11 protein-coding genes and 2 pseudogenes are annotated in these 12,047 nt (G+C 37.2%); 12 read left to right on the plus strand and 1 reads right to left on the minus strand.

Translation table 11 applies throughout. The features are described from left to right. Positions 1-3 precede the first annotated feature (3 nt). The 6 genes and pseudogenes from A2G56_RS10560 to A2G56_RS01750 all read left to right on the plus strand — a co-directional run bounded on the left by A2G56_RS10560 (position 4) and on the right by A2G56_RS01750 (position 6,639). A complete protein-coding gene (locus A2G56_RS10560) occupies positions 4-168 on the plus strand; it encodes a hypothetical protein (RefSeq protein WP_157761185.1) in 165 nt (54 codons plus the stop codon). Between the two features lie 773 nt (positions 169-941). Continuing rightward, positions 942-1,904, plus strand: a pseudogene (locus tag A2G56_RS01730) (ABC transporter substrate-binding protein); the annotation flags it as partial. A 530-nt stretch (positions 1,905-2,434) separates the two neighbouring features. Next, a complete protein-coding gene (locus A2G56_RS01735) occupies positions 2,435-3,397 on the plus strand; it encodes an ABC transporter substrate-binding protein (protein WP_062708156.1) in 963 nt (320 codons plus the stop codon). Positions 3,398-3,419: 22 nt separating this feature from the next. Beyond that, positions 3,420-4,316 carry an ABC transporter permease gene (locus A2G56_RS01740; protein WP_062708159.1) on the plus strand — a complete coding sequence of 299 codons (897 nt, stop codon included), beginning with the start codon at positions 3,420-3,422 and terminating at the stop codon, positions 4,314-4,316. A gap of 1 nt (position 4,317) precedes the next feature. After that, the gene (locus tag A2G56_RS01745; RefSeq protein WP_062708163.1) at positions 4,318-5,121 is read left to right on the plus strand and encodes an ABC transporter ATP-binding protein; all 804 of its coding nucleotides are present in this window, start codon (positions 4,318-4,320) and stop codon (positions 5,119-5,121) included. Between the two features lie 1,281 nt (positions 5,122-6,402). Then, on the plus strand, positions 6,403-6,639 hold the full coding sequence (locus A2G56_RS01750) for a KH domain-containing protein (RefSeq protein ID WP_062708166.1): 237 nt from the start codon (positions 6,403-6,405) through the stop codon (positions 6,637-6,639). Positions 6,640-6,849: 210 nt separating this feature from the next. Here the strand turns inward: A2G56_RS01750 and A2G56_RS10045 are convergent. Then, positions 6,850-7,954 (minus strand): annotated as a pseudogene (locus A2G56_RS10045) (IS3 family transposase). Between the two features lie 145 nt (positions 7,955-8,099). Here A2G56_RS10045 and A2G56_RS01765 point away from each other — a divergent pair. The 6 genes from A2G56_RS01765 to A2G56_RS01795 all read left to right on the plus strand — a co-directional run bounded on the left by A2G56_RS01765 (position 8,100) and on the right by A2G56_RS01795 (position 12,047). After that, complete coding sequence (locus A2G56_RS01765; RefSeq protein WP_062708172.1) at positions 8,100-8,369, plus strand: hypothetical protein; 270 nt, start codon at positions 8,100-8,102, stop codon at positions 8,367-8,369. A 451-nt stretch (positions 8,370-8,820) separates the two neighbouring features. After that, positions 8,821-9,018 carry a hypothetical protein gene (locus A2G56_RS01775; protein ID WP_157761186.1) on the plus strand — a complete coding sequence of 66 codons (198 nt, stop codon included), beginning with the start codon at positions 8,821-8,823 and terminating at the stop codon, positions 9,016-9,018. A 115-nt stretch (positions 9,019-9,133) separates the two neighbouring features. Then, positions 9,134-9,406: an Imm40 family immunity protein gene (imm40, locus tag A2G56_RS11125; RefSeq protein WP_418080410.1), complete on the plus strand. Its 273-nt coding sequence runs from the start codon at positions 9,134-9,136 to the stop codon at positions 9,404-9,406. A 16-nt stretch (positions 9,407-9,422) separates the two neighbouring features. After that, a complete protein-coding gene (locus tag A2G56_RS01785; protein ID WP_062708185.1) occupies positions 9,423-9,821 on the plus strand; it encodes a hypothetical protein in 399 nt (132 codons plus the stop codon). Between the two features lie 14 nt (positions 9,822-9,835). Then, a complete protein-coding gene (locus tag A2G56_RS01790; RefSeq protein ID WP_062708187.1) occupies positions 9,836-10,324 on the plus strand; it encodes a hypothetical protein in 489 nt (162 codons plus the stop codon). A gap of 436 nt (positions 10,325-10,760) precedes the next feature. Further along, positions 10,761-12,047, plus strand: coding sequence for a homoserine dehydrogenase (locus A2G56_RS01795; RefSeq protein ID WP_062708191.1), 1,287 nt, complete (start codon positions 10,761-10,763; stop codon positions 12,045-12,047).

Here is a 12,047-nt window from a genome sequence, read left to right on the forward strand (position 1 = left end):
GATATGAAAACATTTAAATTAGACTTGCTTGAAGATAGTCCTAATCAAGGTCTTGATTTGGTTTGTGGAATAGATGGTTGCCATGTTAATTTAGAGGAGGCTAATCGTTCAGACGCAGCTACTGAAGGTAATAAAGCTTCAAAGAATAGCAGGATGAGAGTAAGGTGAGTAATGATTGATTAACTGGAAGATTATCGCATAGCCTTATAATGTCATGATCAGGGTAAGCCATGTTTGGTTTATCCTGTTTCGTTTGGACAATCTTCCAAAAGATTGCTAGAGTTGTGTTTCACACGTGTTATCTTAGTTTGGCTGCTAATAGCGATAGTTATTTGACAGACAAGTAAAAGATCAATCAGCCTCATAAAATGACTTGAGTGGTCGGATCAAATGTTTTTCGACTAATCTAGATGGTGGTTGCGAGTTATCAGACTCAAAAGTTTATACTATATGTTACCATTGGTAATGATCCTTGCTATTTGTGTTAGATTTAGCCATTTATTGCGAGAGAGTTGTTATGAATTAATAGAATTATCAAAAAATATTGAAAAAAGCTTGACAAGTCATTTTTATCATACTATACTGGTAACCAATCATAAACAAAGGAGAATAAGAAATGCTTTTAACTCAGTTATCTACTAGTAACCAGAATACTTTCTTCAACTTTAGTTTCTTTAGATAGCCGTTTGTGTCTCTTAGGTACAAACGGTGCGCAGGTTTGTATCTATGAGGCTAAAGCATTTCGTTTTGACTTGGCTGATTAGATGATTATCTAACTGGTCAAGGGGAAACTTTTGATAAGTGGCTTTTGGGTTAAAGTCAGTGTAAACCAGTTAGAATTTTTCTAGCTGGTTTTTTGGTTATGACGATAATGTTCTGGATTTTTAGGCTGGTAATCCTAAATCCTAATAGCTGATTCAAGTGATTTGGAGGATTTTAAAATGAAAAAAATATGGAAAACAGTTGCTACGCTTGGAGCTGCAACACTTTTATTAGCCGCTTGTTCTCAATCAGGAGACAAGAATGGTACAAAAGAAATGCCTAACGTTGGGATTTTACAGTATGTCGAGCATGAGTCTCTTACAGCAGCACGCAAGGGATTTGAGAAAGGGTTAGCAGAAGAAGGATACAAGGAGGGCAAAAACATCAACATTTCTTATGAAAATGCTCAAGGCGATCAAGCCAATCTTCAGTCTATCTCTGAAAAATTGGTTTCTGATAATGATTTGGTTCTAGGGATTGCTACACCAGCTGCTCAGTCTTTGGTGGCAGCATCTTCAGATACGCCCATCTTATTTACTGCGGTAACAGATCCAGTCTCTGCTAAATTAGTTAAAAGTATGAAGAATCCGGCCGGTATGGCAACAGGTACTAGCGATATGTCACCAATTGATAAGCAAGTGCAATTGGTCAAAGAAGTTCTTCCAGATGCTAAAAAGGTTGGTATCATGTATACAACGGGTGAACGTAATTCAGAAGTTCAAGTGAAGCAAGCTGAAAAACTCTTTAAAAAAGCAGGAATCAAGGTCATTTCAAAAGGTATTTCGTCAACCAATGATGTACAAGATACTGCTAAAAGTTTGATGAAAGCTGTCGATGTCATTTTCGTACCAACGGACAATACCATTGCTAGTGCAGTAACGCTTTTAGGCGACTTATCGAAAGAAACCAAGGTGCCTGTTGTTGGTGGATCCGCTGACATGGTTAAGGGTGGTGTGCTCTTCTCGTATGGGCCAGATTACGAAAAATTGGGTGAGCAGACCGCTAAATTAGCGGTCAAGATCATTGAGGGAAAAGATGTTGCTAAGATTTCTGCAGAATACCCAGAGGCGTTAACGGTAGCGGTCAATGACAACATGGCAAAAGCGTTAAATATCGATGTTTCAGGCATCAAAAAAGAAAAATAAGGAACTTTGTCCAAGTTTTGTGCAAAAAATAGAGATGATTGCAACAAAAAAAGAACGATTATTGAAAAAATACCAAAGATTCCATTAGTATCCTTCTTTTTAGGTAACGATTATGGCGATAAGGTACTAAAGCTAGTTATTAGTGAGAAAGTATAATATTTTTGAATTATTCAGAAAAAACAACTTGACAAAGTCATTTCTTTAAGATAAACTTAGAACCATCATAAAACAAGGAGAAAGAAATATGTTACGACAAACGTCTGCCATTATGGCTCAAGCAAACTCATATTATTACTTTAGTTTCTTTAGATAGACGTTTGTACCTTGTAGATACAAACGTTGCAAGTTTGTATCTATGAGGCTAAAGCATTTTTCGATTGTCGATAGCCGATTAGATGATATCAGTCTAAGCGGCTATTTTTAGGATTTAATGCATGCACCTAAAGAAAGCCGGTTGGACTATAGTCTAATCGGCTTTTTGTTTATGATTTTTTAAATGTAATGTTTTGATGGTAAAGGAGTTTATGATGACAAATCGATTTAAAATAATGGTTGGTATTGTAGCGGCAAGTCTTTTGTTAACAGGGTGTTCTCAGTCTTCTGAGAAGGCCGATAAAGACGTCAAACATATTGGTATCTTACAATACGTCGAATTTGAAACCTTAGACGTTGCGCGTGAAGGATTTGTAGACGAGTTGGCGAAAAAAGGCTACAAAGATGGCAAGAATATTGTGATTGATTACCAAAATTCACAAGGTGATCAAGCTAATCTGCAAAGCATTTCGGAAAAATTGGTCAAAGACAATGACTTGGTTCTAGGGATTGCCACTCCAGCAGCCCAAGCTCTAACAACAGCTTCCTCAGAAGTACCGATTACCTTTACAGCTGTGACGGATCCTCTTTCGGCTAAGCTGGTTAAAAGTATGAAAAAACCTGGCACTAATGCAACAGGAACTATTGATATGGCACCAACTAAAGAACGCGTTGCTCTTTTGAAAAAGGTAATGCCAAACTTGAAAAAAGTGGGCATTATGTACACGACTAATGAACGTAACTCAGAGGTACAAGTCAAGGAAGCTAAAAAAGTTTTTAAAAGAGAAGGCATTAAAGTGGTTACCAAAGGGATTTCATCAACCAATGATGTTCAAGATACAGCACGTTCTCTAATGAACCAAACAGAAGTGCTTTACATGCCAACGGATAACTTAATTGATAGCTCAATCACCCTTGTGACCGATTTATCTAAGGAAATGAAAATTCCAGTGTACGCGGCCAATGCAGACTTGGTTGAAAAAGGAGCGCTCTTCTCGTACGGACCAGACTTTGAAGCCTTAGGGCGTCAAACAGCACGCCAAGCCGTAAAAATCTTAGAAGGGAAAAAAGTTTCCCAAGTACCAGTGGAAGCTCCTGAAAATCTGACGGTTAAAGTTAATGATGAAATGGCTAAACTTTTGAAGATTGACATGTCAGCAGTGAAAGACAAAAAATAAGTATTAGAAAAAGGAAAATAAGATGTTGGATATTGTATTATCAAGTATTTCTCAAGGGCTTCTTTGGTCAATTATGGCTATTGGGGTCTTCATAACTTTCCGTATTTTGGATATTGCGGATTTGTCAGCGGAGGGTGCCTTTCCAATGGGAGCTGCGGTAGCATCAGTTGGCATTCTTAATGGTTGGCACCCTATTTTAGCAACGCTTGCTGGTTTAGCTGGTGGTATGCTTGTTGGTCTGGTGGCTGGTTTCCTACATACCAAGATGAACATCCCACCCTTGTTGACAGGGATTATCACCTTAACAGGATTATACTCAACAAACCTTCTGGTGATGGGGCGCTCAAACGTCTCACTGTCCATGCAAAAGACTTTGGTGACGATGTTCCAAGAGATGGGACTTGATAAAACTTACGCTGTCATTCTTATTGGTGTGATTTTTATTGCCTTGGTTATCTTGTCTCTCATGCTTTTATTGAATACACAGTTAGGACTTTCGCTGCGTGCGACAGGTGATAATATCGATATGGGGCAGGCTAATGGGATTAACGTTAATCAGATGAAAGTCCTTGGCTATATGATTGGTAATGGCTTGATTGCTCTCTCTGGTGCTCTTTTAGCCCAAAATAATGGCTACGCTGACCTTAATATGGGTGTAGGTACTATTATCATTGGTTTGGCATCCGTTATTTTGGCAGAAGTCATCATCAAGCACCTATCACTTGGTAAGCGGCTCCTTTCTATCGTTTTGGGTTCGGTCATCTATCGTTTGATTATCGTGGTTATTTTAACGGCTAATGTCGATGCGCAAATGATCAAATTGGTATCTGCAGTTCTTCTTGCTATCATTTTATACATTCCAGAAATTCGCTCAAAACTTGGGATTAAAGCTTCAAAATCACTAACGGAGGAAAACTAATATGTCTTTACTGAGTCTACGAAATGTTCATAAAATTTTTGAAAAAGGAACAATCAATGAAAATCATGTGCTTCGCGGTTTAGATTTAGAAGTTGAAGAAGGTGATTTCATCTCTATTATCGGTGGTAATGGTGCTGGTAAGTCAACGCTTCTTAATACCATTGCGGGTGTTGTTCCAATGGATGAGGGAGATATTTCGCTTAATGGTAAATCTATCAAGAAAGATTCTGTCGCAACTCGCTCAAAGCATATCAGTCGTGTTTTTCAAGACCCTCGTATGGGAACAGCCACTAATTTGACGATTGAAGAAAATATGGCGATTGCTTACCTTCGTGGTAAAAAACGTAGCATTTTCAAAAAAGCTGTTACGGATAAAGAACGTCAGATTTTCAAAGGGGCTTTAAAAGAGTTAGGTCTTGGTTTAGAAAACCGCATGAAGACTGATGCTGGTTTCTTATCAGGTGGGCAACGTCAAGCGCTGACGCTTTCTATGGCAACTCTTGTTCGACCTGATATGTTACTTTTGGATGAACACATTGCGGCCCTTGACCCCAAAACGAGTGATATGGTTATGGCTTTAACTGAGAAAGTGGTTGAAGAACATGCCCTTACAACACTTATGATTACTCACAATATGGAACATGCGATCGCGTATGGCAATCGTCTTGTTATGCTTTATCAGGGTAAAATTGTTGTGGATGTTAAGGGAAAGGAAAAGAAAAATCTTACTGTGTCACAACTGATGGATCTTTTCCATAAAAATTCTGGTCAAATACTCAATGACGATGCGCTTGTATTAGGATAAGAAAGTAACTGGGTCTGGGATGGACAGTCATGATGATCAAAGGATCATGATTGTTTATCTCAGTCTTTTTTTATACTAGTTGTTTTGTATATCCAATATCCTCTCAAAGATTGGTGTTATTTAGAAGAGATAGTGAGTAGATTTGTAACGGTCAGATATAGCTCCAAACACATGTTTCAAAAAAACTAGCGGACAATTGCTAACAAGAGATAAGTGGTAGCGATAACTCACAAAGCATTTTCTAGAGAGCACTCGTTTATCTAATACCATTCTAAGGAGTTGATCTAGGTGCTATTGTTGGGCAATTCTCGCCGATAGCGACGGTATTACTGTAAGGAAACTGATTGACTATCAGAATGTTACTAAATAGATATTTTGTGGCAACGTAAATGTAACATAAAGTTGTTTATTTTTTATTTAAATGACATTATAATGATTATTGTAACGACTAATTATAATATTATTTAATTATAATTAAATAATATTATATTTTTTACTTTATTGTCATAGAGAGATGTAGAAGATTACCGAAAAAGTTTAGAACTGGGATTTTTTCAAGTTCTGCGCTACTAGTTTCTTCGATACTGTTACCGTCTGTTGTGGTTTATGTAGAAGCAATGAGACAAGTACAGGAACGAGATCAGAGAGTTTTTCTGAATACTATAACATCCGCACAGGCTATTGAGAACAATTCCGTTTGTGTTTGGGAAACTCTAACTCTAACTGTAAGTTGAGATAAAAAGTTATCCGTAACAGCAGAAGCAGTATCAGAGCTACTATTGCCACTGGAAAGGTTTTGGCGGTATCAGCTAATGCGATGGAGATAATTCATGTTGGTCATCAGAGGGAAAAGCTACTCCTAATGAACTTCAAGCTAGGTAGTCTTCTTCCATTTTCAACTGGATGAGTAGCGTTTATATAGGACGTGGTTTGCACTTATATCAAGACAAAAAACTTTGAAATCTTGTAAATGAGCGATCTTATCAAATGGAATAATATCAAAGCAATGTGGTTCATCTAGGGCAAATACTTCGTGTCAAATCTGTTAGTCAATTGTATCCTAATGATGGTATAGTGTCCTAACCCAATAATGATATTGAACCTTGGATTCTATATTCCAAGGACAAAGTGGAATTAGGGACTTTTAAAGATGATAGATAAACAGTAGAAAAAGATACTGCTCAGCATGGTGGTCGTCGGTGGAAGTTGAAAAAAGATGGCCGTCGAATTGGCTCACTAGACAAAGATGGAAATATTATTGCAGATTAAAAGGAGATAAAGATGAAAAATATTAAACTATCACATTTCGAATTTGAATATAATCCGATTATGGATTGTGTTTTTGATGAAAAGCAAAATAGATTAGTTTTTGTATCAGAAAATTACGGCGACGTTCACCTAGCTATCGAATTAAAAGGGTCAACCCTAATATTTCATCCAAGATGGAACATTAATATAGTAGTTGACGAAAAACACCCAAATAAATATATTATAGATGTTAATTCTACAAATTTTTAGAAGCTATTACTACTGTCAAAAAACACAATTTGCTTATTTTGGGAAGAAAGTGTGTCACTTTATATTTTTTAGAGAGGGGGTAACAAGTTGAAGTATCGATTCGGTTTTTCAAACCGTAATGTTAAATACTGTAATGTTTTAAAAATTACCGTTAGTTATGAAAGTGAAAAGGCAACACTTTTCTGTACAATTTTTATAAAGTGTTTTTTGTCAACCGATCACTCGCCTAGCCATGGGGGTTTGATAATTGAGACTGCCGTGAATGCGATGATGATTCCACCAGTGGACGTAGTCCTTGGTTTTAAGATTTAGTTCTTCAAGCGAATGAAAGATTTCTTGATTAATAAACTCAATTTTGAAGGAACGATAAGTATTTTCAGCCACGGCATTGTCATAAGGACAGCCTGCTTGACTAAGTGAACGGGTGATACCGAATGCTCCTAACACCTCATCAATCAGCTGATTATCAAACTCCTTACCACGATCAGAATGGAAAAGATTGACCTTGGTAGGGCATAAGGGATACTCTGAATCGCTTGCTTTACGAGCTCTGCGGTCTTCTGCCAACCGACTGACAGACCAATAATTTCACGATTATAGAGGTCTATTATCAAGCAAACATAAGCCCAGCGCTTACCAACACGGACATAAGTTAAGTCTGTTACAATCGCTTCAAGTGGCCTTTTTCGATTGAATTGTCTGGCTAAGCGATTTGGAATGGGTGCTTCATTTTTCCCTTTAGAATGCGACTTGAAGGTAGTCTGCTGGTAAACAGATACGAGATTCCATCGCTTCATGATCCGACGAATGCGACGACGAGACAAGAGGATTCCTTCTGTTTCCAGACATTTCTTGATCTTTCGAGCACCATATCTAGATTTGTTCTCAAGGAAAATCTGCTTAACTTTTTCTTCAAGCTCTGTTTCCGATACTGGCTCTATGGCTTTGTAGTAATAGCTAGAACGAGGGAGGTTCAACCAACGACACATGGCTGAAATGCTGTATTTATCCTTGTTAGCAGTGATTATTTGCCTTTTTGTGCCATAATCACTGCCGCTTGCTTTAGGATGTCTAGCTGCATTTCGAATTCTTTATTGCGTTTTCTAAAGGCTATTAGCTCCCGTTGGTCATCTGTTAGATTATCAACCGATTTGAAGGAACAAGTTGTTTTAGCTTGTCTCACCCATTTGTCAAAGGTTGAGGGGGTTAAATTATATTCTTTGATGATTTCGCTACGTTTCATACCTGCATTGTGAAGGTCAACGATTTGTTGTTTAAAGTTATCTGTGAATTGACGACGTACTCTTCTAGACATACATTTCTCCTGTTTTTGATTACTATAGAACACTTTATAAATTCTGTCTAGTTTAGTGTAACCGATTCAAAAGTTTAAATTGAAATCATGAGTAGTCTCACTAGATAGTGGCGCAAGTACAATTCCACAGAACGAGAAGATAACATTGAAAACAATTAAATTATCACATTTTGAGTTTGAGTATAATCCGATTATGGACTGTGTTTTTGATGAAAAGCAAAATAGATTAGTATTTATATCAGGAAATTATGGAGATATTCATCTAGCTATCGAATTAAAAGGATCAATCCTAATATTTCACCCAAAATGGAACATTAAAATATTGACTGACGAAAAGGAAAAAAACAAGTATATTCTCAATGTGAATTGTCCAGATGAGACACTCAACTTGGACGAATTGCATAAGAAATATTGATACTATGTGATATGCTACCACGTATAGTGGACAGTGACATAACGGCTCATTGCTCCCATACATGGTATTAGCATGGAAGAGTTGATTGCTTTGAATGACATCAAGGACTACACGGTTCATTCAGGATAAATACTACGTATTAAAGCTGTTAATCAATTGTATCCTAAGGATAGTGTGGTTTTTCAACCAAATAATAGTAATGAAGCGGTAATTTCAACTATCCCAAAAGTTGAACTAGGGGAAAGTGTGACTAAGACTCCACAGAATGACCCCTACAATAGAAATTCTGTGAAACTCATTTCCAAAGTTCAGCTGGATAATCTGATTACTACAACTTCAATTGTGAATGATACATTTGTTATTCAATATAACGAAGAACAAATAGAGAACCCTCTGATAAATACTAGATATGATGAAAACGTTATAAATCAGATGAAAGCGAAAGACTTTCATGGGTTTTCCAATGGAAGTAGATAATGTTGCTAGATATGGTAAAGTTTCTAAGTTAGTTGGTGGCGACAAGATTGAACGGACTCTGGTAGAAATTCCAGGCCACTACAAACCTCGAGAAGGTACTTTTGAGTATATTATTGAGCCAGATGGTCTTATCAGACATAGATTTTTCAATCCAAACAATATCAAGAGGTAAATTATGATTGACTATAATACAATATTATCAAGAGACTTATATCAGCGGGGTTATGATTTAAAAGGGGCTATACCTTAATGACCTTTCCTGGGATCATGATGATATTTTAGAAGTTATTGCCAGCGTAAAGAAGCACAAATTGCTTATTTTGGGAGGAGATGTTTATCATTTTAGAAAGGGTAATGTTTCTTGGACCTATGATGGCTGGAGTTATCAAGGGGATGATTGGATGGCCTCAGTTCAGAAGAGTTTGAGATATATTAAAGGTTATCATGAGCTGAACGGTCCCCACTATCTATACTCTCTCGTTATTGCTAGTCCTATGATGGCGTCACTTTGTTTTTCCAAGCACGATGAGTTAAGTCGTCGAGATAAAGTATGGTTTTAGTCGGGACTGGAGTAATGTGAGAGATATTGGGCAAATATTTTCGGGACAAAAGCTCACTCAAGCAACCTATGAAAGGGTTGAGAAACGCTATTTGGATGTTTTTAGAGATATCGCTAATATGATGTCTCTCTCCGAGGTTTACCTTTCTTCTTTGGAAGTCTTCAGTAGTGAGGTATTGATGGCTTATCCTTTCTTAGAAGAAGGGTATTCATTAACGTTGGACGAAGCTCTTTCCTGCATACAGTTAATGCTTAGAGAGAAAATATGGTGCAAACTGATTAATCCTCACTTGGAATTCCATTATGGCTATGACTACTACGCTTATCTCTATTTTGATTGGGATAAGGAGAGAGTAAAAGCTATTATTAAAAAACATCAGCTTTTTTGGGAAGACCGAGATTCACCTTATCTTTAGAACGGAGAAACAAGTTGAAGTATCGATTAAGCTTTTCAAAGTATGACATTAAATACCGTAATGAGCTGGGTCATTACTTGAGAGATGATTGGACGTCTATTTGGGATGTCGGTAAAGTCTGTGAAGGTGTTCTGGTGACGCTTGAGGAGTATGAGCGTGTAGAGAGCCAATACCTAAAGACATTAGAAGAAATTGTTAAGTTATTGGATATTGACTCTTTTCGCATTCGCGATGTTGATTATTATGATAATGAATTCTCTGACTTAGGCTTTCCAGTAAAAGTTGGGGCTACTGTCACTATTGAACAATTTTTGATATTAGCTAAGCTAATCTTACGAGAAGAGTTATGGGTGAGTTTTGAACATCCCGACATTTGGGTCAATTTTGTGGATGATTATTATGTTTTTCTAGGTTTTAATCGAAACTTAGATGGTGTTAAGCGCATTGTCAAAGCTAATCATTTATTTTGGGAGAAAGAAAAAACAGTCTTTTTTGACGAATAAGATGAAGATTGATTTTAAGCCTTTAGTATAGATATAGCATGTCACATAACAGATGGCAGATGAGAACAATAGCTTCTTTGTTCTTCTATCTGTTTTTTGTTGACTATCTTTCGAAAGACGTTTCAGATGCTCGTTATTCCAGTAAAATCGGTTTAGATTTTCCCAGAGATTTCACTATATCGATCATTGATATGACTTCTCTAAAGTAGGTTTCAATCCTAACAAGTTGGCTTTTGTCGTCTTGCTATTAGTTTTGCTAATGTTTATTAGCCATAAAAGTCGTTTGGGAATTAGTTACGAAAAGCTTTTTTTGGTTAATGGCATTCTAAGTTATTAGTTTTGTCAAACCACTAGAAAAGACGAGAAATCTTGTAAATTATCAGAAAGTTTTGCTATACTAGATAGAACAATTTAAACAAGAAAAATGAGGTATGTTATGGCAATGAAAATTGGCTTGCTCGGATTTGGGACAGTTGCCAGTGGTATTCCTTTTTTATTGAAAGAAAATCAATTAAAGATTAGGGAATTAGCGGGAGACGATATCGAAATCGAGAAAGTTTTGATAAGATCATCGGATGATGCCGACCGTTTGATCTCCCAAGGGTATGATTATGATTTTGTAACTTCGATTGAGGATATCATTTCTGACCGTTCTATTGATATTGTGGTTGAATTGATAGGTCGTATCGAGCCTGCTAAGACTTACATCAGTCAAGCACTCAAAGCTCAGAAACATGTTGTTTCGGCTAATAAGGATTTGATTGCTATTCATGGTCAAGAACTTATTGCCTTGGCTCAAGAAAATGACGTCATGTTTGCCTATGAAGCTGCTGTTGCAGGGGGGATTCCCATTCTTAGGACCTTATCTGAGTCTCTGATGGCTGATAAAATCACTCGTATACTTGGTGTTCTTAATGGGACATCCAACTATATGCTCACTAAAATGGTCGAAGAAAATTGGACTTATGACGAAGCCTTAATGGGTGCTCAAAAACTAGGTTATGCTGAAAGTGATCCGACAAATGATGTTGAAGGTATCGATGCAGCTTACAAAGTCGCCATTTTGAGCCAGTTCGGTTTCGGTATGGCTATTGATTTTGAAACCATTGATCACAAAGGGATTAATGTCATCAAATCAGAAGATGTTAACGCAGCTAAGGAGTTAGGGTATGTTATCAAATTAGTCGGTGATATCCAAGAAACTGACTCAGGACTTTGGGCAGAAGTTGTTCCAACGCTTGTTCCTTTCAATCACCCCTTAGCAGCTGTCAATGATGTCATGAATGCGGTTTTTGTGGAATCTGTTGGAGTTGGGCAATCCATGTATTATGGTCCTGGTGCAGGTCAAAAACCGACAGCAACTTCTGTTATGGCAGATATCATGCAGATTAGTCGACACATGCTTGAAGGAAAAGTGGTTAAACCATTTAATGCTTATCAAAGATCGATCCGGCTGGCTGAGGCAGAAGAAGTTGTTAGTGCTTATTATTTTGCGGTGGAAGCGAGCGATCAACCAGGTCAACTCTCACATTTAGCGCAGTTGTTTGAAGCATATGCTATTTCCTTAGACCAAGTGTTACAAGGTAGGGCTGACCATGGCAAAGCCTTGATTATGGTTATTACTCATCGTATTAACCGTCAACAGTTAGCAGATATCATGACTGCCATCGATAGTTCAGAAGCCTTTGTCTTAGAAAATGCCTTTAAAGTTTTAGGAGAATAA

It is taken from the genome of Streptococcus halotolerans, from assembly GCF_001598035.1.
Lineage (GTDB): Bacteria > Bacillota > Bacilli > Lactobacillales > Streptococcaceae > Streptococcus > Streptococcus halotolerans.

Excerpts from the sequence above, each read along its gene's own strand:
- A2G56_RS10560 (WP_157761185.1), top strand. The coding sequence starts at position 4 with ATGAAAACATTTAAATTAGACTTGCTTGAAGATAGTCCTAATCAAGGT.
- A2G56_RS01735 (WP_062708156.1), top strand. The coding sequence starts at position 2,435 with ATGACAAATCGATTTAAAATAATGGTTGGTATTGTAGCGGCAAGTCTT.
- A2G56_RS01740 (WP_062708159.1), top strand. The coding sequence starts at position 3,420 with ATGTTGGATATTGTATTATCAAGTATTTCTCAAGGGCTTCTTTGGTCA.
- A2G56_RS01745 (WP_062708163.1), top strand. The coding sequence starts at position 4,318 with ATGTCTTTACTGAGTCTACGAAATGTTCATAAAATTTTTGAAAAAGGA.
- A2G56_RS01750 (WP_062708166.1), top strand. The coding sequence starts at position 6,403 with ATGAAAAATATTAAACTATCACATTTCGAATTTGAATATAATCCGATT.
- A2G56_RS01775 (WP_157761186.1), top strand. The coding sequence starts at position 8,821 with ATGGGTTTTCCAATGGAAGTAGATAATGTTGCTAGATATGGTAAAGTT.
- A2G56_RS01795 (WP_062708191.1), top strand. The coding sequence starts at position 10,761 with ATGGCAATGAAAATTGGCTTGCTCGGATTTGGGACAGTTGCCAGTGGT.